Origin of the sequence: Lysobacter antibioticus, assembly GCF_001442535.1 — a bacterium.
In the GTDB taxonomy this organism is placed as follows: Bacteria; Pseudomonadota; Gammaproteobacteria; order Xanthomonadales; family Xanthomonadaceae; genus Lysobacter; species Lysobacter antibioticus.
In genome coordinates this window covers 5281159-5306331 of record NZ_CP013141.1, presented here as the reverse complement: position 1 = coordinate 5306331, position 25173 = coordinate 5281159, and the positions used below count along the sequence as shown (strand labels likewise).

Annotated in this window: 21 protein-coding genes; 14 read left to right on the top strand and 7 right to left on the bottom strand. The window is 68.4% G+C overall.

The features are described from left to right. Window positions 1-14: 14 nt before the first annotated feature. Genes GLA29479_RS21380 through yidD form a run of 3 tightly spaced genes read right to left on the bottom strand, consistent with a single transcriptional unit; the run spans window position 15 to window position 2469 of the window. Window positions 15-908: a M23 family metallopeptidase gene (locus GLA29479_RS21380; protein ID WP_057972798.1), complete on the bottom strand. Its 894-nt coding sequence runs from the start codon at window positions 906-908 to the stop codon at window positions 15-17. Further along, window positions 905-2236, bottom strand: a complete 1332-nt coding sequence (locus GLA29479_RS21375; protein ID WP_057972797.1) for a dihydroorotase — start codon at window positions 2234-2236, stop codon at window positions 905-907. Before GLA29479_RS21375 ends, GLA29479_RS21380 begins: the two co-directional genes overlap by 4 nt. Then, the gene (gene yidD / locus GLA29479_RS25875; protein ID WP_031370542.1) at window positions 2221-2469 is read right to left on the bottom strand and encodes a membrane protein insertion efficiency factor YidD; all 249 of its coding nucleotides are present in this window, start codon (window positions 2467-2469) and stop codon (window positions 2221-2223) included. Before yidD ends, GLA29479_RS21375 begins: the two co-directional genes overlap by 16 nt. A 346-nt stretch (window positions 2470-2815) precedes the next feature. Between yidD and dksA the strand changes: the two genes are divergently transcribed. Both dksA and GLA29479_RS21360 read left to right on the top strand, forming a co-directional pair. Next, complete coding sequence (gene dksA / locus GLA29479_RS24010) at window positions 2816-3919, top strand: RNA polymerase-binding protein DksA (protein ID WP_082638886.1); 1104 nt, start codon at window positions 2816-2818, stop codon at window positions 3917-3919. 210 nt (window positions 3920-4129) lie between these two features. After that, a complete protein-coding gene (locus GLA29479_RS21360) occupies window positions 4130-4486 on the top strand; it encodes a hypothetical protein (RefSeq protein ID WP_057918470.1) in 357 nt (118 codons plus the stop codon). An 18-nt stretch (window positions 4487-4504) separates the two neighbouring features. On the opposite strand, the gene GLA29479_RS21355 is transcribed toward GLA29479_RS21360, so the two are convergent. From GLA29479_RS21355 to cysS, 3 genes are all read right to left on the bottom strand, one after another. Beyond that, on the bottom strand, window positions 4505-5740 hold the full coding sequence (locus tag GLA29479_RS21355; protein WP_057973302.1) for an MFS transporter: 1236 nt from the start codon (window positions 5738-5740) through the stop codon (window positions 4505-4507). A 131-nt stretch (window positions 5741-5871) separates the two neighbouring features. Continuing rightward, a complete protein-coding gene (locus GLA29479_RS21350; RefSeq protein WP_031370537.1) occupies window positions 5872-6309 on the bottom strand; it encodes a SufE family protein in 438 nt (145 codons plus the stop codon). Window positions 6310-6408: 99 nt separating this feature from the next. Then, window positions 6409-7803 carry a cysteine--tRNA ligase gene (cysS, locus tag GLA29479_RS21345; RefSeq protein WP_187308525.1) on the bottom strand — a complete coding sequence of 465 codons (1395 nt, stop codon included), beginning with the start codon at window positions 7801-7803 and terminating at the stop codon, window positions 6409-6411. A 406-nt stretch (window positions 7804-8209) separates the two neighbouring features. Between cysS and GLA29479_RS21340 the strand changes: the two genes are divergently transcribed. From GLA29479_RS21340 to GLA29479_RS21290, 11 genes are all read left to right on the top strand, one after another. After that, window positions 8210-8611: a hypothetical protein gene (locus GLA29479_RS21340; protein WP_057920109.1), complete on the top strand. Its 402-nt coding sequence runs from the start codon at window positions 8210-8212 to the stop codon at window positions 8609-8611. 399 nt (window positions 8612-9010) lie between these two features. Next, complete coding sequence (locus GLA29479_RS21335; protein WP_057972796.1) at window positions 9011-10015, top strand: N-acetylornithine carbamoyltransferase; 1005 nt, start codon at window positions 9011-9013, stop codon at window positions 10013-10015. 106 nt (window positions 10016-10121) lie between these two features. Next, window positions 10122-11321, top strand: coding sequence for an argininosuccinate synthase (locus tag GLA29479_RS21330; RefSeq protein WP_057972795.1), 1200 nt, complete (start codon window positions 10122-10124; stop codon window positions 11319-11321). Window positions 11322-11453: 132 nt separating this feature from the next. Continuing rightward, entirely contained in the window at window positions 11454-12548 is a 1095-nt protein-coding gene (locus GLA29479_RS21325; RefSeq protein WP_057972794.1) for an acetylornithine deacetylase, read from the top strand. Further along, the gene (locus GLA29479_RS21320; RefSeq protein WP_057972793.1) at window positions 12545-13873 is read left to right on the top strand and encodes an acetylglutamate kinase; all 1329 of its coding nucleotides are present in this window, start codon (window positions 12545-12547) and stop codon (window positions 13871-13873) included. Before GLA29479_RS21325 ends, GLA29479_RS21320 begins: the two co-directional genes overlap by 4 nt. 4 nt (window positions 13874-13877) lie before the next feature. Further along, window positions 13878-14525, top strand: a complete 648-nt coding sequence (locus GLA29479_RS21315; RefSeq protein ID WP_057972792.1) for a GNAT family N-acetyltransferase — start codon at window positions 13878-13880, stop codon at window positions 14523-14525. Further along, window positions 14518-15489: an N-acetyl-gamma-glutamyl-phosphate reductase gene (gene argC, locus GLA29479_RS21310; RefSeq protein ID WP_057972791.1), complete on the top strand. Its 972-nt coding sequence runs from the start codon at window positions 14518-14520 to the stop codon at window positions 15487-15489. The genes GLA29479_RS21315 and argC overlap by 8 nt, the downstream gene beginning before the upstream one ends. 94 nt (window positions 15490-15583) lie before the next feature. Continuing rightward, window positions 15584-16909 (top strand): proline--tRNA ligase, encoded by a 1326-nt coding sequence (gene proS / locus GLA29479_RS21305; RefSeq protein WP_057973301.1) that lies wholly within the window; start codon window positions 15584-15586, stop codon window positions 16907-16909. A gap of 17 nt (window positions 16910-16926) precedes the next feature. Continuing rightward, complete coding sequence (gene argH, locus GLA29479_RS21300; RefSeq protein ID WP_057972790.1) at window positions 16927-18216, top strand: argininosuccinate lyase; 1290 nt, start codon at window positions 16927-16929, stop codon at window positions 18214-18216. Beyond that, window positions 18213-19433 carry a glutamate 5-kinase gene (proB, locus tag GLA29479_RS21295; protein ID WP_057972789.1) on the top strand — a complete coding sequence of 407 codons (1221 nt, stop codon included), beginning with the start codon at window positions 18213-18215 and terminating at the stop codon, window positions 19431-19433. Before argH ends, proB begins: the two co-directional genes overlap by 4 nt. Then, on the top strand, window positions 19430-20716 hold the full coding sequence (locus GLA29479_RS21290; protein ID WP_057972788.1) for a glutamate-5-semialdehyde dehydrogenase: 1287 nt from the start codon (window positions 19430-19432) through the stop codon (window positions 20714-20716). Before proB ends, GLA29479_RS21290 begins: the two co-directional genes overlap by 4 nt. A 492-nt stretch (window positions 20717-21208) precedes the next feature. Here the strand turns inward: GLA29479_RS21290 and GLA29479_RS21285 are convergent, their stop codons facing one another. Then, window positions 21209-22039, bottom strand: coding sequence for a S1 family peptidase (locus GLA29479_RS21285; RefSeq protein ID WP_169795715.1), 831 nt, complete (start codon window positions 22037-22039; stop codon window positions 21209-21211). Between the two features lie 317 nt (window positions 22040-22356). Here GLA29479_RS21285 and GLA29479_RS21280 point away from each other — a divergent pair, with 317 nt between their 5' ends. After that, window positions 22357-24648, top strand: coding sequence for a CocE/NonD family hydrolase (locus GLA29479_RS21280; protein WP_057972786.1), 2292 nt, complete (start codon window positions 22357-22359; stop codon window positions 24646-24648). The last annotated feature ends 525 nt before the right edge of the window (window positions 24649-25173 follow it).

Sequence of the window (25173 nt, the reverse complement as noted above, 5' to 3'; positions counted from 1 at the left end):
GCGCCGTATACGTTCTACAGCGCCGGCGTTTTCGCCGCCTGGGTCGCTTGCCCGCGTTCCAACACCAGCAGCGGATCGACCCGCACGTCGAACCAGTTCATGCCCCAGTGCAGGTGCGGGCCGGTCGCGCGCCCGGTTGCGCCGACCGCGCCGAGGGTCTGGCCCTGGGCGACGCGATCGCCGACTTTGACGTCGATGCGCGACAGGTGCAGGAAATTCGAGCTGACGCCGTGGCCGTGGTCGAGCAGCACGGTGCCGCCGGTCAGGTACAGACCGGGCTTGGCGAAGGTGACCACGCCGGCGGCCGGCGCCACGATCGCGGTGCCGGTCGGCGCGGCGATGTCCATGCCGGAATGGCCGGAGCCTTTCTGGCCGTTGTAGACGCGCTGGTTGCCGAAACGGCCGCTGATGCGGCCGCGCACCGGCCAGACGAAGGGCTGGGCGAAATCGGCGCGGTCGTCGTCGCGGGCGCGCGCGGCGGTGACTTCGGCCTGCTCGCGCTCGATGCGCGCGGCGATCTCAGGCGGCGGGTTGACGGTCTTGGGCGGCACGCCCTGGATGTATTCGGTCGGGAAATCGCGCGGCGTCACCGCGATGCGCACGGTGTCGACCCGGCCCGGCGCGGTTTCGACCTGCAAGGCCAGCGTCCCGCTGGCCTCGCGGCCGACGCCGAACACCACGGTGCCGTAGCCGGTGGTGCGCAGGACGCGCTCGCCGTAGCGCACGACGCTGCCGGCCGGAACCTTGCCGATCACCAGCGCGCCCTGTTGCACCGCCGGCGGAAACACGATGCGGGTGTCGGCCGGCGCGCGTGCCGGCGCCGCGACCGGGACGGTTTGCGCACCGGCGAAGGCCACCGGCACCAGCCACGCCACAACCAACATCGACCCTGCCAGCACTGCTCTCATCGATTGAACGCCAGGCGTTGTCCGTTAGGTGCGCCGACTAGGGCGCTGCCGTCCCAGGCCAGCACGCCGTTGACCCAGGTCGAGGCGATCCGCGAATGGAAGGTGCGGCCCTCGAACGGCGACCAGCCGCACTTGGACAGCACGTCCTCGCGCTGCACCGTGTAGGGCGTGTCGTCGATCAGCACCAGGTCGGCGGCATAGCCCTCGCGCAGGAAGCCGCGCCGGTCGACGTCGAACAGCTTGGCCGGCGCGTGGGCGAACTTGTCGACCACCTGGGCGGTGGTCAAGTGGCCTTCGTGGACCAATTCCAGTGCGGCGTTGAGCGCGAACTGCACCAAGGGCAGGCCGCTCGGCGCGCCGGTGTAGGGGCGGGCCTTTTCTTCCAGGGTGTGCGGGGCGTGGTCGGTGGCGAGCACGTCGATGACGTCGCCGGCCACCGCGCGGATCAGCGCCTCGCGGTCGGCCGGGTCTTTGATCGCCGGATTGCACTTGATCAGGTGGCCGAGCTTCTCGTAGTCGTCGCGGTCGAAGCGCAGGAAGTGGATGCAGGTCTCGGCGGTGATGCGCTTGCCTTCGATCGGGCCGGCTTCGAACAGCGCCAACTCGTCGGCGGTGCTGATGTGCAGCACGTGCAGGCGGGTGCCGTGCCGGCGCGCCAGCGAGATCGCCAGCTCGGTGGATTTCTTGCAGGCCTCGCGCGAGCGGATGTCGGGATGGAAGCGGGCCGGAATGTCGTCGCCATACTGTGCTTTGTAGCGCGCCAGTTCGGCGTCGATCATCGGTGTGTCTTCGCAGTGGGTGATGATCGGCGTCGGCACGTCGCGGAAGATCGCGTCGAGGGTGACCGGATCGTCGACCAGCATGTTGCCGGTCGAGGCGCCCATGAACACTTTCACACCGGGCGCCGTGCGCGGGTCCAGGGTCTGGATCGCCGCCAGGTTGTCGTTGCTGGCGCCCAGGTAGAAGCCGTAATTGCCCCAGGCGCGGCCGGCGGCGCGGCGGTATTTGTCCTCCAGCGCCTGCGCATCCAGGGTCGGGGGATTGGTGTTGGGCATGTCCATGAACGTGGTCAGGCCGCCGGCGACCGCCGCGGCCGACTCGGTCGCCATGTCGGCCTTGTACTCCAGGCCCGGTTCACGGAAGTGAACCTGGTCGTCGATCATGCCCGGCAGCAGGCGCCGGCCCCGGGCGTCGACCACGGTTTCGTTGCCGCGCGCGGCCAGGCCGCTGCCGATCTGGGCGATGCGGCCGTCCTCGATGCGCAGGTCGCCGTCGTACTCGCGTCCTTCGTTGACCAGGCGGGCGTTGACGATCAGTGTCGATGACATGAGTGCTTTCCAGGTTCCAGGGGCGGCACCGGATCGTGCCCGCCGGGGTGCAGGGGATGGCAGCGCGCGATGCGCCGGACCGTGAGCCAGCTGCCCTTGAGCGCGCCGAAGCGCTCGATGGCCTGCATCGAGTACGAGGAGCAACTGGGATAGAAGCGGCAGCGCTGGCCTAACATCGGACTGATCCAACGTTTGTAGCCATGAAGCAGGGCGATGAGCAGGCGGTCGATCACGTTTCCTTCATGCCGGCAACGGTAGGGACTAAGACAGGGCCGGGGCGCTGGATAGACCCGCGGGCATTGCGTTTGGCCGGGTATTTCGCGCGGTTGCCGCGGGTGCCGCAGCAGGGTATAACAGCGCGCTTTCCCCAAACAAGGCAAGTGCAAGACGAAGGTCCGCGCGGCGTGGAAGCGAAGCCGCCATGTTTGCTCGGACCGGGCGAAAACCGGCGTAATGTCGGATTTCACTTGCGGTCGTCGAACGCATGTGCATTTGATGACCGGGTGGGTCATGCTTGGCCCGCGAAGCTCCTGGACCGCGTCCGGGGGCGCCCTCAGGGAATAGAAGGACAAGCCGCTCGTGGCAGTGAAAAAACCTGCGAAGAAGGCCGCCAAGGCCGCCAAGAAGACCGTCAAGCCGGCCGCTAAGAAGGTGGCCAAACCCGTGGCCAAGCCTGCGCCGAAGAAGGCGGTCGCCAAGAAGCCTGCGGTCAAGACGCCCGCGGCCAAGAAGCCTGCGAGCAGGCCCGCGGCGACCAAGACGGCAGCAGTCAAGAAAGCCACGCCGAGCAAACCAGCGGCCAAGAAGGCCGCGCCCGCGAAGAAGACGGCGCCTGCCAAGGCTCCGGCCGCGAACAAGCCGGCCGCCAAGCCGGCGGTTCCGGCGAAGAAGGCGGTGCCCGCGGCACCGGCCAAGAAATCCGCGGCAGGCAAGGACAGCGGAGCCAAGAAGCCCGAGCTTAAAAAAACTGAAGTGAAAAAGCCCGAAGCTGTGAAGCCCGCAGCCAAGCCTGCCGACAAGCAGCCCGCATCGTCGCCGCCCTCCAAGGCCGCCCCGACGCAGGTCGTCAGCATCTCCGACCAAAGCAAGAACACAGTGACCCAGACAGCATCCAGCAAAAATTCCGCGGGCAAGCCCGCGACAACCACCGCCGCTCCGGTCGTGCGCCCGGCCGGCAAGGTCGCCGTGGCCGTCACCGCCAAGACTCAACAAACCCCCGCACCGAAAACCAAGGTCAAGGTCGTGCCCTACAAGAACGACCCGGCGACGGGCCGTCCGCTCGTGCCGGAAGGCTACAAGCCGGCGTCGGACGAGGAATACATGAGCCCGCTGCAGCTGGAGTACTTCCGCCAGCGTCTGTTGCAGTGGCGTACCGACCTGGTCGAAGAGTCGAAGCAGACCATCGAGAACCTCAAGGACGAAGTGCGCGATGTCGGCGACGAGGCCGAGCGCGCCACGCGCGAGACCGAAAACTCGCTCGAGCTTCGCACCCGCGACCGTTACCGCAAGCTGATCAGCAAGATCGACAGCACCCTCAAGCGCGTGGATTCCGGCGACTACGGTTTCTGCGTCGACACCGGCGAAGAAATCGGCCTGGAGCGCCTGGAGGCGCGCCTGACCGCCGAGCGCACCATCGACGCCCAGGAGCGTTGGGAACATCTGCAGAAGCAGATGGGCGACTGAACCGTCGCTTCCGTCCCGCATCACGAAAGGCCCCGCGCAAGCGGGGCTTTTCGTTTTGGGCCGTCGCTTGCGATGCGAGCCGCGTCGGTCCGGCACGCTCGGGTCGCGCCCGCGCGGCGCTCGGCCGCGGTGGCGGCGACAGCGGCCGGCTACTGCCGCGCCGGCGAGACGGTGCTACCGTGGCGGCCACTGCATCACCGGCGACGATTCATGGACGATCTGCTGTTACTGGCCGCACCGGTGTCGATCATCGGCCTCAACGTCTTGCTGTGGCGGCTGTCGTATGGCTTCAACCGCGTCGCCGGTTCGGCCTTGTTCGTTCTCAGCCTGGTGCTCGGCTCGCCGCTGATCGGCTTGGGCGTCTGGTACTTGGCCAACCTCGATGCCGAGCCCAGCGCTGCCGGCAGCTATGGCGACGTGCTGGTGACAGTCGCCGCGGTGGCGTTGAACGGCCTGATCGCCCTGGTCGCCGCGGTCGCGGCGGCCCTGCGCAAACCCGCGCCGCGCGCCGACGCAGCGGAGCATCCCGAAGCGGAGAGTCGCCGGGTCAGACTGCGCAGCGATTGATCCGGCCGCGGCGCGGCTTCACTGCAGGTCGCGCAGGTCCAGCCGGCGCAGCTTCGGCGCCAGTTTCGCGGTCGCCCCGACCACCGCCAGGGTCATGCAGCCGCCGAAGATCACCGACGGCACCAGGCCCATCAGGCGCGCCGCCAGGCCGGACTCGAACGCGCCGAGCTCGTTCGAGGAGCCGATGAAGATGCCGTTGATCGACGAGACCCGGCCGCGCATTTCGTCGGGCGTGGACAGTTGCAGGATGGTCGAGCGCAGCACCACCGAAACGCCGTCGCACATGCCCGACAGCATCAGCATCGCCGCCGACAGCCAGAACTGCCGCGACAGGGCGAAGCCGATGATGCACAGGCCGAACCCCGCCACCGCGTACAGCAGCAGGTGGCCGGCGTTCTTCTGCGGCGGGTGCTTGGCCAGCCACAGCCCGATCAGCACCGCGCCGGCGGCCGGCGCCGCGCGCAGCACGCCCAGGGCTTCCGGGCCGTAGTGCAGGATGTCGTTGATGAAGGCCGGCAACAGCGCCACCGCGCCGCCGAACAGCACCGAAAACATGTCCAGCGCCTGTGCGCCCAGTACCACCTGATTATTGAAGACGAAGCGCAGGCCTTCGCCGATGCTCTTGAACACCGGCGCACGTTCGGCCGGCGCCGGCGGTTCGGTCACGCGCAGAGAGATGATCGCGATCGCCGCCGCCAGGGCGAAGCCGGCCGCGACCAGGTACGCGGAGGTCTTGCCGCCCCAGGCGACCAGCGCGCCGCCCATGGCCGGGCCGAGCACCAGCCCGGTCTGCATGACCACGCTGCTGACGCCGGCGCCGCGCGCGTAATGCTCGCGCTTGAGCACGCGCGCGAACAGCGACATGTAGACCGGCGCAAGGAAGGCGCGGACCACGCCGTTGACGGCGATCGCCGCGTAGATGGTCAAAGTGCCGAAACCGAACGCGCCGGTCGGCAGGTGGCCGCTGGCGACGCCGGCGAGCATCAGCGTCGTCAGCAGCAAGCCGAGGCAAGCGAACAGGCCGAGCTTGCGCCGCGGCAGGTGATCGACCGCATAGCCGGCGAACAGGGCGAAGCAGAAGTAGGGGATGACCTCGGTCAGGCCGATCAGGCCGAGCGCGAGCGCGTCGTGGGTGATTTCGTAGACATGCCAGCCGACCGTGACCGCGACGATCTGGTAGGACAGCATGCCGAGCAAGCGATACACCAGCAGGCCGACGAAGCCCGGATTGCGCAGCAACTGCGCGGCGCCAATTGCCGGAGTGGCCGCCGGAGTGACCGCCGGAGTGGCCGTCGGAGCGGGCGCCGCGGCCGGCGTTTGGGCGGTAGTGGCGATGGCGTCGCGCGAGCCGGGGCCGACAGCGCCGGGGCGGTCGGCGTCCGTACTCACAGCCGGCGTTGCGCCTGGTCGCGGACGAAGGCGAGCAGGGCCGCCAGGCCGTTGCTGCGGGTCGGCGAGAGGTGCTTGGCCAGGCCGATGTCGGCGATGTAGTCGGCCTGGGTGGCGACGATCTCGGTCGCGCTGCGGCCCGAGTACACGCGCAGGGCCAGGTAGATCAGGCCGGAGACGATGGCCGAGTCGCTGATCGCATGGAACACCAGCTTGTCGGCGTCGCCTTCGACCACGATCCAGACCATCGACTGGCAGCCGAGCAAGCGATGCTGTTCGGTCTTCCACTCATCCGGCAGGTCGGGCAGCTTGCGGCCGAGGTCGATCAGGTACTGATAACGCTCGGACCAGTCGCCGAAGAAGGCGAATTCCTCGCGGATCGCGGCCTGCGCCTGCGCGGCGGTGGATTCGAGCGGGAAGGGACTGACTATCATCGATTCGATCACGGTAGGCGGCCGTCCCTGGCGCGGTATTCGGGGCGTGCGCCGCGGCCGTCGCCGGCCGGGCGTCCGCAAGCGCAGCGGCGGTCTGCTTCAGGCCGGCTGCGTGGCGCGCTTCCTGACCCAGCGCACGCCGGCCGGCGTGTCCTCGAGCAGGATGCCTTCGCCGGCGAGTTGGTCGCGGATCGCATCGGCGCGGGCGAAATCGCGCGCCTTCTTGGCGGCGTTGCGTTCGTCGACCAGATCCTGGATGCGGGCGTCGTCGCCGGCATCGACCGCGCCGACGAACCATGCCGCCGGGTCTTGCTGCAGCAGGCCGAGGGCGAGGCCGGCGCCGAGCAGGTCGCGCTTGAGCTGGGCCTGTTCGGCCGGGTCGCTGGCCTTGCGCGCTTCGCCGGCGATGCGCGCCAGTTCGGCCAGGGCCTGCGGCGTGTTGAGATCGTCCTCGAGCGCGGCCTCGATGCTCGCCGGGATCGCGACCGTGCCGGCGTCGACCTCGGCCAGCTCGCGCAAGGTGCCGTACAGGCGGTCCAGGGTGCGCGCGCTTTGTTCGATCAGGCCCGGCGACCATTCCAGCGGCTGGCGATAATGCGCCGACAGCAGCGCATAGCGCAGCGCCTCGGCCGGGTGCTTGCCGAGCAGGTCGCGCACGGTCTCGATGTTGCCCTTCGACTTGGCCATCTTGCCGCCGTCGAAATTGAGCATGCCGTTGTGCAGCCAGAAGCGGGCGAAGGTCTTGCCGCCGTGGGCGCATTCGCTCTGGGCGATTTCGTTCTCGTGGTGCGGGAACACCAGGTCGACGCCGCCGGCGTGGATGTCGATGGTTTCGCCCAGGTGGGCGGCGGCCATCGCCGAGCATTCGATATGCCAGCCCGGGCGGCCGCGGCCCCAAGGCGAGTCCCAGCCGGGCAGGTCGCCGGTCGAGGGCTTCCACAGCACGAAGTCGCCGGCGTCGCGCTTGTACGGCGCGACCTCGATGCGGGCGCCGGCGCGCATGTCGTCGATGTCGCGGCGCGACAGCTTGCCGTAGCCGTCGTAGGTCTCGATCGCGAACAGCACGTGGCCTTCGGCGGCGTAGGCGTGACCGTTTTCGATCAGGCGCTCGATCATCGTCACGATTTCGCCGATGTGCGCGGTCGCGGCCGGCTCGATCTCCGGCAGGCGCACGCCGAGGCCGGACATGTCTTCGCGGTAGGCGGCGGCGAAGCGATCGGTGATGGTCGAGATCGGCACGCCCTGTTCGGCGGCCGCGGCGTTGATCTTGTCGTCGACGTCGGTGATGTTGCGCGCGTAGGCCAGCACGCCGTAGCGCCGGCGCAGCAGGTCGGCGAGCACGCCGAACACGACCGGGCCGCGGGCGTTGCCGATATGCGCGAAGTTGTAGACCGTGGGGCCGCAGACGTACATCGTCGGGCGTGCCGGATCCAGCGGGACGAAGGCTTCGACCTGTCGCGACAGGCTGTTGTAGAGATGCAGGCTCATGGAGATACGGCTTGGGTTCGGTTCATTCTAACGGCCGATGAGGCCTGCGGCGCGCGCCGTGGCGATCGGGCCGGCGATGCGGGGCCGGCGATGCGACCGCTCCGCTTCGCGGTTCGCCGGGCCGGTGCCGGCGCGCACGGCCCGGCCGGCGGGCGAGGCCCGGCGAAGATCGCGAGGATTCGGGCGCGGCGGCGCGGCCCGATGCGCAATCCGGGCGGCTCCGGGCCTGTGAAGCGCCGCCGACACCGGCGCGAGAGCTCGCAGGGACAAGGTCTAAAGGCGGGATTCAGGCCGTGAGCGGACACTGCTCTTACACTTTGTTTACGAATCCCACTCCGCGAGCCCGATGAACCGAACCGTCCTGCAGGCTTCGATCCTGGTGCTCGTCAGCGCCCTGGCTGGCCTGTGGACGATGCCGGCGGCGGCCCAGCACACGGTGATCCAGGCCGAAAACGTGCGATTCGACTACGCCCAGGTGCTGAAGGTGACGCCGGTCTACCAGACCCTGCGCGCCACCACGGTCGAGCAGCAGTGCGAGCCGGAACCGACCACCCCGGAGGATTCGCGCCTGTCGCGCGTGGTCGGCGCGGTCCGCGAAGCCCTCGGCCGCGAGCGCAATCCCAAGCCCAGCACCGGCGACAACTGCAAGCCGGTGCCGGTCGAGCGCGAGTTCCGCCGCCCGATCGCCTACGACGTCGATTACGTCTACAAGGGCAGCCGGTTCCGCTCGCGCCTGCCCGAAGACCCCGGCAACAAGCTGCGGATCCGGGTCGCGGTGACCCCGATCATCACCCCCATCAGCACCTCGCGCTGATCCCTACGCCCCTGGACGGGCCCCGGCCGGCTTGCGCCCCGGGCCTGCCCATGCGAGCATTCGCGGCCTCATGAACCCGAACTACGCCGACGCCGACATCCTGACCTCCGCCTACATGGCGGCGGGCATGACCTCGCGCGCGCGTCGACCGTTGCCCTGCCAATCAGCTGGGTGACGGCGCTCGCCGTCGTTCGTGTAACAAGCACCACACACGAAAAGCCCAGCCTTAGCGCTGGGCTTTTTTGTTTTTCGGGTCGGGAATCGGGAATGGGAAGTCGGGAGTCGGCAAAGCAGTACGCCGTTATCCGTCTCCTCTCGCGACTGCCGGCCACAGCGCAACCGTTCTAACCGATTCCCCATTCCCGATTCCCAATTCCCGTTACGGAACCGAGCCAACCGATGAAGCACTTCCTCAACACCCAGGACTGGTCGCGCGCCGACCTCGATGCGCTGCTGGCGCAGGCCGCCGCGTTCAAGCGCAGCAAGCTCGGCGACCATCTCAAGGGCAAGTCGATCGCGCTGGTGTTCTTCAATCCCTCGATGCGCACCCGCACCAGTTTCGAGCTCGGCGCGTTCCAGCTCGGCGGCCATGCCGTGGTCCTGCAGCCCGGCAAGGACGCCTGGCCGATCGAGTTCGAGCTGGGCACGGTGATGGACGGCGACACCGAGGAGCACATCGCCGAAGTGGCCAAGGTGCTCGGCCGCTACGTCGACCTGATCGGCGTGCGCGCGTTCCCGAAGTTCGTCGACTGGGCCAACGACCGCCAGGACAAGGTGCTGGCGAGCTTCGCCAAGTACTCGCCGGTGCCGGTCATCAACATGGAAACCATCACCCACCCCTGCCAGGAGCTCGCCCACGCGCTGGCCCTGCAGGAGCACTTCGGCACCAGCGACCTGCGCGGCAAGAAGTACGTGCTGACCTGGACCTATCACCCCAAGCCGCTCAACACCGCGGTGGCCAACTCGGCGCTGACCATCGCCACCCGCATGGGCATGGACGTGACCCTGCTGTGCCCGACCCCGGAGTACGTGCTCGACGAGCGCTACATGGGCTGGGCCGAGCAGAACGTCGCCGAGAGCGGCGGTTCGCTGCGGGTCAGCCACGACATCGACAGCGCCTACCGCGGCGCCGACGTGGTCTATGCCAAGAGCTGGGGCGCGCTGCCGTACTTCGGCAACTGGGGCCCGGAGAAACCCATTCGCGACCAGTACCAGCACTTCATCGTCGACGAAGCCAAGATGGCGCTGACCAACAACGGCGTCTTCAGCCATTGCCTGCCGCTGCGCCGCAACGTCAAGGCCACCGACGCGGTGATGGATTCGCCGCAGTGCATCGCCATCGACGAAGCCGAAAACCGCCTGCACGTGCAGAAGGCGATCATGGCCGCTTTGATCCAGGAGTGAGTGCAGAGGAGTGAGTAGGGCAACTGCTCGCTCCTCCTTCCTCCCACGCTCCCGCTCTTACTCACTCCTCACTCCTCTCCACTGATTTCTCTCCCCGGAAACCCCCATGACCGAGCGCAATATCGTCCTAGCTTTCTCCGGCGGCCTCGACACCAGCTTCTGCGTGCCTTACCTGCAGGAGCGCGGCTGGGCCGTGCACACCGTGTTCGCCGACACCGGCGGCGTCGATGCCGAAGAGCGCGCCTTCATCGAGCAGCGCGCCGCCGAACTCGGCGTCGCCAGCCACGTCACCGTCGACGGCGGCCCGGCGATCTGGTCGGGCTTCGTCAAGCCCTTCGTCTGGGCCGGCGAGGGCTACCAGGGCCAGTACCCGCTGTTGGTGTCGGACCGTTATCTGATCGTCGAGGCCGCGCTGGCGCGCGCCGCCGAGCTGGGCTGCAAGGTCATCGCCCACGGCTGCACCGGCATGGGCAACGACCAGGTGCGTTTCGACCTGGCGGTGAAGGCGCTCGGCGATTACGAGATCGTCGCGCCGATCCGCGAAATCCAGAAAGAACACACCGAAGTGCGCGCCTACGAGCAGAAGTACCTGGAAGAGCGCGGCTTCGGCGTACGCGCCAAGCAGAAGGCCTACACGATCAACGAAAACCTGCTCGGCCTGACCATGTCCGGCGGCGAGATCGACCGCTGGCAGGCACCGGGCGAGGGCGCGGTGGGCTGGTGCAAGCCGCGCGCGGAATGGCCGAGCGAAACCTTGTCGGTGAAGTTGACGTTCAAAAACGGTGAGGCTGTCGCACTGAACGGAGAGGCCACCGCAGGCCATGTTTTGCTCGCTAAGCTCAACGGGCTTTTTGCGCGCTATGGCGTTGGTCGTGGTTTGTACACCGGCGACACCACCATCGGTCTCAAGGGCCGGATCATTTTCGAAGCACCGGGCCTGATCGCGCTGTTGACCGCGCACCGCGCGCTGGAAGAGGCGGTGCTGAGCAAGCAGCAGAACCGCTTCAAGCCGGACGTGGCGCGCAAGTGGGTCGAGCTGGTCTACGAAGGTTTCTTCCACGACCCGCTCAAGACCGACCTGGAAGCTTTCCTGGCCAGCTCGCAGAGCACGGTCAACGGCGAAGTGGTGCTGGAAACCTCGGGCGGCGTGGTCAACGCGGTCGCGATCGACTCGGCGCACATCCTCAACGCCAAGGGCGCGACCTATGCTCAGGCCGCCGACTGGGGCGTGGCCGAGGCCGAGGGCTTCATCAAGTTGTTCGGCATGAGCAGCACGCTGTGGGCGGAGATCAACCGCAAGCGCTGAGGCCCTTGCTGGGAGTGAGCGCAGAGGAGTGAGAAACGAGCTGAAAAGCCGCTTCCGCTCCTGCTCTGCTCACTCCTCACTCCTCTCCACTCACTTCTGTTCCGCACCCAAGCGAAAGACTCGAGCCCAACCATGCTCCCCGAAGTCCTGAAGCACCTGCAGGCCCTGGTGTCCTTCGACACCCGCAATCCGCCGCGCGAGATCGGCACCGGCGGCATCTTCGATTATCTGCGCAGCCAGCTCGACGGCTTCCGCATCGAAGTCGTCGACCACGGCGCCGGTGCGGTGTCGATGCTCGCCGTGCGCGGGCAGCCGCGGCGTTTGTTCAACGTCCATCTCGACACGGTGCCGTCGTCGCAGGCCTGGAGCGCCGACCCGCATACCCTGCGCGTCACCGAGGATCGCGCGATCGGCCTGGGCGCCTGCGACATCAAGGGCGCGGCCGCCGGCCTGCTCGCCGCCGCCGCGGTAACCAAGGGCGATGCCGCGTTTTTGTTCAGCACCGACGAAGAAGCCAACGACCCGCGCTGCATCGCCGGTTTCCTCGCCACCGATCACGGTTTCGATGAAGCCATCATCGCCGAGCCGACCATGTGCGAAGCGGTGCTCGCGCATCGCGGCATCAGCTCGGTGCTGTTGAAGTTCCGCGGTGTCGCCGGCCACGCCTCGGGTGCGAACGCGATGCAGACCAGCGCGCTGCACCAGGCGATCCGCTGGGGCGGCAAGGCCCTGGACTTCGTCGAATCGCAGTCGCACCAGCGCTTCGGCGGCCTGACCGGCCTGCGCTTCAACATCGGCCGGGTCGAAGGCGGCATCAAGGCCAATATGATCGCGCCGAGCGCCGAGCTGCGTTTCGGCTTCCGGCCGCTGCCGTCGCAATCGATCGACGGCCTGCACGAAGGCTTCCGCGGCATGGCCGACGCCAGCGCGATCGAGAGTTACGAAGAAACCTTCCGCGGCCCCTCGCTGCCGGCCGGCGACGTCGCCACCGCCGAACAGCGGCGCCTGGAAGCGCGCGACCTCGCCGACGCGCTCGACCTGCCGATCGGCAACGCGGTGGATTTCTGGACCGAGGCCTCGCTGTTCTCGGCCGGCGGCCTGACCGCGATGGTCTACGGCCCCGGCGACATCGCCCAGGCCCACACCGCCGACGAATGGGTCGCCCTGGAACAACTGCAGCGTTACGCCGACAGCGTCGCCCGCATCATGGACAACAACGCGCAATGAGCATTTCGATGGACGCCCACCTGCAAACGCGACAGACCATCGTGCGCCTGCTTTCCAGCATGGCCAGCGCGAAGGAGATCTCGCAGTACCTCAAACGTTTCTCCCAGCTCGACGCCAAGCGCTTCGCCGTGGTCAAGGTCGGCGGCGCGGTGCTGCGCGACGATCTCACCGCGTTGACCTCGTCGCTGGCGTTCCTGCAGGACGTCGGCCTGACCCCGATCGTGATCCACGGTGCCGGCCCGCAGCTCGACACCGAGCTGGCCGCGGCCGGCATCGAGAAGCAGACCGTCAACGGCCTGCGCGTGACCTCGCCGGAAGCGTTGGCGATCGTGCGCCGCGTGTTCCAAGCGCAGAACCTCAAGCTGGTCGAAGCCCTGCAGACCGGCGATGCGCGCGCGACTTCGATCATTTCCGGCGTGTTCGAGGCCGATTATCTCGACCGCGACACCTATGGCCTGGTCGGCGAAGTGCGCGCGATCAACCTGGCGCCGATCGAGGCCAGCCTGCAGGCCGGTTCGATCCCGGTGATCGCCAGCCTCGGCGAAACCGCCGGCGGGCAGATCCTCAACGTCAACGCCGATTTCGCCGCCAACGAACTGGTGCAGGTGCTGCAGCCATACAAGATCGTGTTCCTGACCGGCACCGGCGGCCTGCTCGACGACGAGGGCCGGGTCATCGACTCGATCAACCTGTCGACCGAGTACGAGCACCTGATCCAGCAGCCGTGGATCAACGGCGGCATGCGGGTGAAGATCGAGCAGATCAAGGACTTGCTGGACAAGTTGCCGCTGACCTCGTCGGTGTCGATCACCAAGCCGGCCGAGCTGGCCAAGGAACTGTTTACCCATAAGGGGTCGGGCACCCTGGTGCGGCGCGGCGAGCGCGTGCTGCAGGCCGAGCGTTGGGACCAGCTTGACCTGGTGCGCCTGCGCAACCTGATCGAGTCCGCGTTCGGGCGCAAACTGGTCGGCGACTATTTCGACAAGACCACGCTCAAGCGCGCCTATGTCAGCGAGAACTACCGCGCCGCGGTGATCCTGATCGACGGCGGCGGCCATACCTATCTGGACAAATTTGCCGTGCTCGACGACGCCCAGGGCGAGGGCCTCGGCCGCGCCGTCTGGCAGGTCATGCGCGAACAGAACCCGAGCCTGTTCTGGCGCTCGCGCCACGGCAACCCGGTCAACCCGTTCTATTACGCCGAGTCCGACGGCTGCTACAAGCAGGAGAAGTGGAAGGTGTTCTGGTACGGCATGAACGGCTTCGACGAGATCGCCGAATGCGTGGCGTTCTCTTCCCAGCGCGACCCGACCCTGCAGGACTGAACCCATGAACGAAGACCGCACTGCTGCCGCCTGGCATAGGCCGATCCGATTGAGCGGCGAGCACGTCACGCTCGAACCGCTGAGTTATGCGCACGCCGACGGCCTGCGCACGGCCCTGGCCGACGGCGAGCTGGCGCGCGCCTGGTACACCAACGTGCCGGCGCCCGAAGCGGTCGAGGCCTATGTCGATGCGGCCCTGGCGATGCAGGGGCGGGGCACGGCCTGGGCCTATGCGGTGCTCGATGCGGCCGGCGAGGTGGTCGGCAGCACCCGCTACTACGACATGGACGCGAGCGTGCCGAGGCTGCAGATCGGCTACACCTTCTACGCGCCGCGCGTGCAGCGCACCAGCCTCAACACCGAGGCCAAGCTGTTGCTGCTCGGCCACGCCTTCGAGGCGCTGGACTGCATCGCGGTCGGCTTCGAGACCAGTTGGTTCAACCTGGCTTCGCGCACCGCGATCGCCCGCCTCGGCGCCAAGCAGGACGGCGTGCTGCGCAACCATCGCCGTCATGCCGACGGCAGCCGCCGCGACACCGTCGCGTTCTCGATCATCGACAACGAGTGGCCGGCGGTGAAACGCAATCTGCAGTACAAGCTCGAACAGCATGCAGCCAAACAGCAGGCTTCCGGAGGCAAGACCCATGGCTAAGACCCTAGGCATCGTCGGCGCGCGCGGCCATGTCGGCGCCGACCTGATCCGGCTGATCGCCGCGCATCCGCAGTTCGAGCTGGCCTTCGTGTCTTCGCGCGAGCTGGTCGGGCAACCGCTCGCCGACCACATCCCCGAGTACGCGGCGAAAGGCGGCGACCTGCGCTACAGCTCGCCGAGCCATGAGGAACTGCCCGGCCTGGGCGCTGATGCGATCGTGCTGGCCCTGCCGAACGGCAAGGCCGCGCAGTGCGTCGCCGCCTTCGACGCGGTCGGCGCCGAGCCGGTGTTGATCGACCTGTCGGCGGACTACCGCTTCGACGACCACTGGTACTACGGCCTGCCGGAACTGACCCGCGCCCAGTACCACGGCCAGCGCCGGATCAGCAATCCGGGCTGCTACGCCAGCGCGATGCAGTTGGCGATCGCGCCGCTGCTCAACGTGCTCGAAGGCCCGGTGCAGTGCTTCGGTGTGTCGGGCTACTCCGGCGCCGGCACCTCGCCGTCGGACAAGAACGACCCCGACAAGCTGCGCGACAACCTGATGCCTTACGCGCTGACCGGGCACATGCACGAGCGCGAAGTCACTCGTCACCTCGGCCACCCGGTCGAATTCATGCCGCACGTGGCCGCGCATTTTCGCGGCCTGACCATCACCTCGAACCTGCACCTGTCGCGCCGCTTCGAGCGCGAGGAACTGGTCGAACACTATCACCGCCATTACGACGGCGAGCCGATGGTGCGGGTGCAGGAAGAGGCGCCGTGGGTCAGCGCGATCGCCGGCAAACACCACGTCGACATCGGCGGCTTCAGCATGTCCGAGGACGGCCGCCGGGTGGTGGTGGTATCGACCCTGGACAACCTGCTCAAGGGCGCGGCGACGCAGGCCTTGCAGAACTTGAACCTGGCGTTCGGCTTCGACGAGTTGGCTGGTATCGAGGTGGAGCCGCGACCGCAACCGTAACCGTAACCACCACGCTATTCCCCCCTCAACAAAAGGGGGGGATTAACAGGCGGAATTCGGTTCTCGTTTGCTGGTTCGTTTGGAGCAAGTCGTCATGCGTCTGTCGCGTTACCTGTTGCCGACATTGAAGGAAAACCCCGCCGACGCGCAGATCGCTTCGCATCGGCTGATGCTGCGCGCGGGGCTGATCCGGCAGGAAGCGGCCGGCATCTATTCCTGGCTGCCGGCCGGCCTGCGGGTGTTGCGCAAGATCGAGGCCATCGTTCGCGACGAGATGAACCGCGCCGGCGCGCTCGAGTTGTTGATGCCGACCCTGCAGTTAGCCGACCTGTGGCGCGAAAGCGGCCGCTACGATGCCTATGGCCCGGAGATGCTGCGCATCAAGGACCGGCACGAGCGCGAGCTGCTGTACGGGCCGACCAACGAGGACATGGTCACCGCGATCTTCCGCGCCAACGTGCGCTCTTATCGCGCGCTGCCGATGAACCTGTACCACGTGCAGTGGAAGTTCCGCGACGAGCAGCGGCCGCGTTTCGGGGTGATGCGCGGGCGCGAGTTCCTGATGAAGGACGCGTATTCTTTCGACTTGGACGAGGCCGCGGCGCGCCGCTCGTACCGGCGCATGTTCGTCGCCTATTTGCGCATCTTCGCCCGCATGGGCATCCGCGCGATCCCGATGCGCGCCGAGACCGGCCCGATCGGCGGCGACCTGTCGCACGAGTTCCTGGTGCTGGCGCAGACCGGCGAGTCGGCGGTGTACTGCGACCGCGCCGTGCTCGACCTGCCGATTCCCGGCGACGACACCGATTACGAAGGCGACCTGGAACCGATCGTGCAGGCCTGGACCGCGCGCTACGCCGCGACCGAGGACGTGCACGACATCGAACGCTTCGAGCGCGAAGTGCCGACTGAGGAGCGCCTACAGACCCGCGGCATCGAGGTCGGACAGGTGTTCTACTTCGGCACCAAATACTCGGCGCCGATGAAGGCGCTGGTGACCACGCCGGAAGGCGACGAGCGGCCGATCCACGGCGGCTCCTACGGCATCGGCGTGTCGCGCCTGCTCGGCGCGATCATCGAGGCCGGCCACGACGACAGCGGCATTATCTGGCCCGATGCGGTCGCGCCGTTCCGCGTCGGCCTGGTCAATCTCGACCCGGCCGATGCCCAGGTCGAGGCCACCTGCGTCGAACTGCAGGCGCAGCTCGAAGCGCGCGGCATCGACGTATTGCACGACGACACCCCAGAACGCGCCGGGGTCAAGTTCGCGCGGATGGACTTGCTCGGCCTGCCTTGGCAGGTCGTGGTGGGCCGGCGCGGACTGGATCGCGGTATCGTCGAACTCAAGCGCCGCGCCAGCGGCGAACGCAGCGAACTGACGCCGGCCGACGTGCCGGTGCGGATCGCCGAGCACTCCTGACCGAATCGAGCGCCCCCATGTCCGATCTGCTTTGGCAAAAACCCGGCGTCAAGGTCGACGCACGCATCCAGAACTTCCTCGCCGGCGAGGACGTGATCCTCGACCGCGAGTTCTTCTTGTTCGACATCCAGGCCAGCGCGGCGCACGCGCAGGGCCTGCAGCAGATCGGCATCCTCAGCGCCGACGAGCTCGCCGGCCTGAGCCGCGAGCTCGACGTGCTGGCCGAGGATTTCCGTGCCGGCCGCTTCGTCCTCGACGAACGTTTCGAGGACGGCCATTCGGCGATCGAAGGGCGCTTGATCGAACGGCTCGGCGACGCCGGCCGCAAGATCCACACCGGCCGCAGCCGCAACGACCAGATCCTGGTCGCGACCCGGCTCTGGCTCAAGGATCGCCTGTCGCACCTGTACGCGCTGTGCCGCGAGACCGCCGAGGTCGCGCTGGCCCGCGCCGAAGCCGAAGCGCAGCTGCCGTTGCCGGGTTATACCCATCTGCAACGCGCGGTGGTGTCCTCGGCCGGTATGTGGTGGGGCGCCTGGGCCGAAGGCTTCATCGACAACGCCGTGCGCGCGCAGCAGACCCTGGAGTGGGTCGACGCCAATCCGCTCGGCAGCGCCGCCGGTTACGGGGTCAACCTGCCGCTGGCGCGCGACCACACCACGCAAGCGCTCGGCTTCGGCCGCCTGCAAATGTCGGCGGCCTATGCGCAGCTGTCGCGCGGCAAGTTCGAACTCGGCGCGATCGATGCCTTGTCGACCGCAGTGCTCGACCTGCGCCGCCTGGCCTGGGACCTGAGCCTGTTCACCACCGCCGAATTCGCCTTCGTCGCGCTGCCGGCCGAGTACACCACCGGCAGTTCGATCATGCCGAACAAGCGCAACCCCGACGTGATCGAGCTGATGCGCGCGAGCTACGCCAGCGTCGCTGCCGCACGCTCGGAGATCGAGCATCTGCTGTCGTTGCCCTCGGGTTATCACCGCGACCTGCAGTTCTCCAAGGGTGCGATCTTCCACGCCTTCGGCCGCGGCCTGGCCGCGCTGGAACTGTTGCCGGACTTGCTGTGCAACCTGGAATGGAAGCCCGAAAACCTCCGCGCTGCGCTCGACCCGTCGATGTACGCCACCGACCTGGCCGTCGACCTGGCTCGTCAAGGCCTGCCGTTCCGCGATGCCTACAAGCAGGCCGCCGATCCGGCGCGCTGGGCCGAAGGCGATCCGGAAGCGAGCCTGGCCGCGCGCGTCTCGCCCGGCGCTTCCGCCGACCTGCGCCTGGACGTGTTGCGCAGACGCTTGCAGGCACTGACATGAGCGTTGCGGCAAAGGATTTCATAGCGCAGCCTTTGCCGAACTGGCGTCGCGCTGTGCTCAAGGTCGGCAGCAGCCTGCTGGCCGGTTTCGCCGATCAGGCCGGCGGCGGGCTCGACCCGCGCTATGCCACCGGGCTGGCGCGCTTCATCGCCGAAGCGCGCGCGCAACAACGCGAAGTGGTGCTGGTGTCGTCCGGCGCGGTCGCGGCCGGGCGCAGCCGCATCGAGGCCGGTGGCAACGGATTAGTGTTGCGGCAGGCGTTGGCTTCGCTGGGCCAGGCTTCGCTGATCGCGTTCTGGCAAGGCCTGTCGCCGGTGCCGGTCGCGCAGGTGTTGTTGACCCACGACGACCTGCGCAACCGCCGCCGTTATCTCAATGCGCGCGCCTCGTTGCGCGAGTTGCTGCGGCTCGGCGCGCTGCCGGTGATCAACGAGAACGACACCGTCGCGGTCGACGAATTGAAACTCGGCGACAACGACAACCTCGCCGCCGCCGTCGCTTCCCTGGTCGATGCCGACCTGCTGCTGATCGCCACCGACATCGGAGGCCTCTATAGCGGCCACCCGCAGCGCGACCCGTCGGCGCGACCGATTCCGCAGGTGGCCGTGGTCACGCCGGAACTGCTCGACGCCGCCAGCGGCGGCGCCGGCGCGCTCGGCACCGGCGGCATGCGCACCAAACTCGAAGCCGCGGCCAAGGCCGCCACCGCCGGCATCGCCACTGCGCTGTTCTGCGGCCGCGATGCCGAAGTGGTCGCCGCGCTCGGCGAAGGCCGCCTGCACGGCACTCTGGTGGCGGCGCGCAGCGACCGTCTGCGTGCGCGCAAGCAGTGGCTGCGGCATGCGCCGGCCAGCGGCTGCCTGCGCATCGACGCCGGTGCGGCCACGGCCTTGCACGACCGCGGCGCCTCGTTGCTGCCGGGCGGGGTGGTCGCGGCCGAAGGCGAGTTCCGCCGCGGCGACGTGGTCGAGCTGCGCGGCGTCGGCGATGCCGTGCTCGGGCGCGGCCTGGTCCAGTACAACGCCGGCGAGGTGCGCCGGATCGCCGGCCGCCACAGCCGCGACATCGAAGCATTGATCGGTTTCCGTTACGGCGAATCGGTGGTGCATCGCGACGACCTGGTGCTGCTCGATCGCGCCAGCGAGCCTTCGCAAAGTTCCAACGGCGACGCCGGCCCCGGCGCCGTCACCGAGTTGCCCAAGGAAGTCTTGCCATGAGCGGTTATGTCCGGGCCCTGGCCCAACAGGCGCGCGACGCCTCGATCGTCCTGGCCGCGCTCGACGGTGATGCGCGCCGCCGCCTGATCGAAGCGATGGCGGGGCAGCTCGACTCGTCCAGCGCCAGTATTCTCAGCGCGAACGCCGAAGATCTCGGCCGCGGCGAGGCGGCCGGCTTGAGCGCGGCGATGCTCGACCGCCTGCGGCTCGACCCGTCGCGCCTGAGCGCGATCGCCGCGGCGCTGCGCGAAGTGGCGGCGCAGGCAGACCCGCTCGGCGAAGTGACCCGTCGCGAGACCCGCCCCAACGGCCTGGTGATCGAGCGCCAGCGCGTGCCGCTGGGCTTGATCGCGATGATCTACGAGGCGCGTCCCAACGTCACCGCCGATGCCGCCGCGCTATGCCTCAAGGCCGGCAACGCGGTGTTGCTGCGCGGCGGCTCGGAAGCGCGCGCCAGCAATGCTGCGATCGCCGCCTGCCTGCATGCCGCGTTGCGCGAACAGGGCCTGCCGACCGCGGCGGTGTCGCTGATCGAGGACACGGCGCGCGAGCACGTGCTCGAACTGCTGCAGTTGTCGGACCTGGTCGACCTGGCGATTCCGCGCGGCGGCGAGGGCCTGATCCGCTTCGTCGCCGAACACGCGCGGGTGCCGGTCATCAAGCACTACAAGGGCGTGTGCCATCTCTATGTCGACCGCGCCGCCGACCTCGACCTCGCGCTCGGCTTGCTGATCGACGGCAAGGCCTCGCGGCCGGGCGTCTGCAACGCGCTGGAGACCTTGCTGGTGCATCGCGACATCGCCGCCGATTTCGTCCCGCGCGCGCTCGCCGCGCTGGCCGGGCGCGAGGTGCAGGTGCGTGGCTGCGAACGTACCCGCGCGCTGGCGACGGGCGTGCTGGCGGATGCGGTGCAGGCCGCTGATGAAGCCGACTACGCCGCCGAATACCTCGACCTGATCATCGCCGCGAAGGTGGTCGACGGCCTCGACGAAGCGCTCGCGCACATCGCCCGCTTCGGCTCCGACCACACCGAGGTCATCGCCACCGAAGACGCCGCCACCGCCGAAGCCTTCGTGCGCGGCACCCGCAGTTCCGCGGTGATGGTCAATGCCTCCTCGCGCTTCAACGACGGCGGCCAACTCGGCCTGGGCGCCGAGATCGGCATCTCGACCACGCGCCTGCACGCCTACGGCCCGATGGGGGTGGAGTCGCTGACCATCGAGCGTTTCGTCGTGCGCGGGGCAGGGCAGGTACGGCACCCCGAGTCGCGCAGCGCCGAGTAGCCGTGGGGCCCCTTTAGGAGCGGCGCAAGCCGCGACTGCGGGCTTACACGCTCGCGCCGCACACGGGGCTCTCAGCTCGCGTCGCACGCCGAGTTTCGCGGTCGCGGCTCGCGCCGCTCCTACAGAAGAGCGACCCACCTGCGTCCGGAAAAGCCCGCGCAGCCGTCTGGGCCCCCTGTAGGAGCGGCGCAAGCCGCGACCGCGGGGTAACACGCTCGCGCCGCACACGGGGCTCTCAGCTCGCGCCGCACGCCAAGATTCGCGGTCGCGGCTCGCGCCGCTCCTACAGAAGAGCGACCCACCTGCGTCCGGAAAAGCCCGCGCAGCCGTCTGGGCCCCTTGTAGGAGCGGCGCAAGCCGCGACCGCGGGGTAACGCGCTCGCGCCGCACACCGGGCTCTCAGCTCGCGCCGCACGCCGAGTTTCGCGGTCGCGGCTCGCGCCGCTCCTACAGAAGAGCGTCCCACCTGCGTCTTGGAAATCCCGCGCCGCCTCAACGCCCGGCGGATTTAGCGGAATCGCCGCCCGATGCCATCGTCTCTTCGATCCAGCCTGCGTAGTTCCCCAAGCGCACGCCGTAACTGGTTTCGCCGTATCGCCCCGGGTGCAGTTCGGTGCCTTCGACCAGGCCACGCTTCCATGCCGTCAGGCCGGCGACCTGCCATTCCTTGTCCACCGCCACCAGGATCGGCCCGCCGCTGTCCCCGCTACCGGTCGACGCCTCCAGCGGCAGCGCGTTCGGCGGCGGGTCGAAGGTGTATCCGATCCAGCGGGTTTCCTCGATGCCGATCCGGTTGTAGCCCTGGCGCAGGTCGGTCCGGTTCGGCCCGTGCAGCGCATGGCCCTTCGAACCCGTCCCCGTGGCGCCGCGCCCCATGATCCGGACGACCTTGCCCAATGCCGAGCCCTTGTAGAGGCGCGCGGGTTCGACATCGCCCACCGGCTGCGCCAGCTCGATCAAAGCGATGTCGTCGGAAGTGGCGGCGAACTGGAAGAACGCCTCCCAATCGCCGGATTTCAGCGCGGCGTCGATCATCTCCTGGGGCGGCTGCTTGTAGCCCGGATGGACGACGATGCGGCGTACCTCACGCCGCGTGCCGCCAACGACCACCGCATCCACAGCGTGCTGCCAGGCGACGGCATGGGCGGCGGTTACGACCCACCGCGGCGCGATGAGCACTCCATGGCCTTCGCCGGGCAGGTCCGCCAGTGCAGGAAATTCGGAGGCCGCCATGCGATAACGCAGATCCGGGACATCGTCGCGGACGACGATCGCGTTGGCACCGAACGATGCCAGGAGAAGCAGTAGGGCGGCAGCACGCATGCGCAACATCCGTTGTTGGGAACCGCCATTGTCGGGTTCGAGGCGCGTCATTGGCTACATGCCGGCCCCGGGACATTCGGTCGCAGCCGCCCCCTGTAGGAGCGGCGCAAGCCGCGACCGCGGGGTTGCGCGTCGCGCCGTACGCAGAGCTTCCAGCTCGCGCCGCATGCCAAGTTTCGCAATCGCGGCTCGCGCCGTTCCTACAGCAAGCCACCCGGCGTAATCGTCCGGTCGTTGCCGGCCGCCGTGCCGGTTGTGCGACGATTCCGCCGCTGGCCGCATCCAGCCAGGGAAGTCATGCGCGCCTGGGAGGGCAAATGCTGCGACCGATCCTCATCACGGCCATCGCCGCCGTCGGCCTGTGCGGTTCCATCGCCCGCGCGGCCGATCCCGCCGAGTCCTACGCCATGCCCGCCATCGCCGCCGACGACGCGACGCGCCTGGACGCCGCCATGCCGGCCCTGGCGCGGCAACTGCTTGCCGACCATCGCGACCCGGACCGCGCCCGCGACCTCAACCAACGCTTCCGCCTGCAACTGGTAGCCGGCGACTACGCTGCCGCCGAACGCAGCCTCGACGAACTCGCCGCCAGCCCCAGCCAGGGCCCGGTGCCGGTGACGTTGAACCTCGCCCAGTACCGCTTGTACGCCCGCGCCAAGGCGTTGCAGGCGGGGCAGGGGCTGGCGTTCGACCAAGCCCTGCCGCGTGCCTTCGCCGAACTGATCGCGGCCATGGACGACCGCAGCGCCGGCGTGGCGATGCGCGTGCTCAACTTCGAGGCCGCGGAGTTGCCGCGGCAACAGCGCGCGCTGGCCGATGCCTTGGCGCCGCTGCGCAAACAGGCCGGGCTGGACCGCAATGTCGCGCTGGCCTTGCTGCGCAGCTACCAGGTCGAACGCAGCTACGCCGCGTTGGCGCCGCATTTGCCGGCGCTGATCGCCGCGGACGACGCGCGTCGCTATCTGATTCAGCGCGATGTCGCGGTGGTCACGCCCGACGGCGCCACCGTCTGCGCGCTGATCGTGCGCCAACGCAACGCGCCCGCGCGCCTGCCGACCCTGCTGAACTTCACCATCTACGCCGACCCGGTCCCCACCCTCAACGAAGCGCGGCGTTCGGCCTCCAACGGCTACATCGGCGTGGTCGGCAACAGCCGCGGCAAAGGCTGCAGCCGCGACCGCCCGACGCCGTACGAGCACGATGGCGACGATGCCGCGGCACTGATCGACTGGATCGCCGCGCAACCCTGGAGCGACGGCCGCGTCGGCATGTACGGCGGTAGCTACGAGGGCTTCACCCAATGGGCCGCGGCCAAGCGCCGCCCCAAAGCGCTGAAAGCGCTGATGCCCTCGGTGACCGGCGCGCCCGGCCTCGACGTGCCGATGGAAGGCGGCATCTTCTACGGCTTCCAGTACTACTGGCCGTTCTACGTGACCAACAACCGCCAGGTCGACAACGCCCCGTTGCAGGACAACGCGCGCTGGAACCGCATGTACCGCCAGTGGTACCTCGGCGGGCGCCCGTACCGCGAGCTGCCGCAGATCGACGGCACGCCCAACCCGTTCTACCTGCGCTGGCTGTCGCACCCGGACTACGACGCCTACTGGCAATCGATGATCCCCTACCGCGACGAATTCGCCGCGCTGGATCTGAAAGTGCTGACCACCACCGGCTATTACGACGGCGCCCAGATCGGCGCGCTGTACTACCTGCGCGAACACCACCGCTACCGCCCGCAGGCCGAGCACTACCTGGTGATCGGCCCCTACAACCACATCAGCGGCCAACGCGGCACCGTCGCCACCGGCGCGGAACTGCGCGGCTACACGCTCGACCCGCAAGCGCAGATCGACCTGGGCGAACTGCGCTACCAATGGTTCGATTACGTGTTCAAGGGCGCGCCCAAGCCCGCGCTGCTGGCCGACCGCATCAACTACCAGGTGATGGGCGCCGACGAATGGAAGCACGCGCCCTCGCTGGCGGCGATGGCGCAGCGGCGCCAGCGCTTCTACTTCGGGGCCGCCGGCCACGACGGCCGCAACGCTTTCGCTGCGCTGGCGCCGGCCGCCGACCGCTACGCCGAACAGACCATCGACCTGCGCGACCGCAGCGACGCCGACCGCATCGTTCCCGGCGGCGGCATCCTCGACCGCGAACTCGACACCGCCGACAGCCTGGTCTTCGTCAGCGCACCCTTCGATCAGGCCGAGGAATTCAGCGGCCTGTTCTCCGGCCGGCTGGAAGTCGAAACCAACAAACGCGACTTCGACTTCAACATCTCGCTGTACGAGCAACTGCCCGACCAACGCTATTTCGAACTCTCGCGCTATCAATCGCGCGCCAGCTACGTCGGCGACGTCAGCCGCAGGCAGCTGTTGCAACCGGGCCACCGCACGGTGCTCGACTTCGAAGCCGGCCGCGCCACCAGCAAACGCATGCAGCCCGGCAGCCGGCTGGTGGCGGTGGTGAGCGTGCTGCGCAACCCGCAGCAGGAGATCAACTACGGCAGCGGCAAGGCGGTAGCGGGGGAGAGCATCGCCGATGCCGGCGAACCGCTGCGGGTGCGGTGGTATGGCGGCAGCTATCTGGAGATTCCGCTGAGCCGTTGATACGCCCCCTGTAAGCGCGACCCACTGCGTCGCCGGAAAGCCCGAGTAGACGCCCGGGCTCCCCTGTAGGAGCGGCGCAAGCCGCGGCCGCGGGGTAACGCGCTCGCGCGGCACGCCAGGTTTCGCAGTCGCGGCTCACGCCGCTCCTACAAGAAGCGGCCCACCTGCGTCTTGGAAAGCCCGCATAGCCGCCCGGGCTCTCCTGTAGGAGCGGCGCAAGCCGCGACCGCGGGGTTTCCAATTCGCGCCGCACGCCAGGATTCACAATCGCGGCTCACGCCGCTCCTGCACGGAGCGCCCCCGGAAAGCCCGCGTAGCCGCCTGGGCCCTCCTGTAGGAGCGGCGCAAGCCGCGACCGTGAAGCATCAAGCTCGCGCCGCAAGCCTGGAGCCCGACGCCCGGCCATCCGTACAAACAGATTCACTACCCATCAAACCCGCCGCATGCTTTGGTGGTCTGCAACCTGCCTTTACGGCTCCAGGCGTCGCCGAGGCATGCCTCATCCCCATACGACTTGCCGTCTCC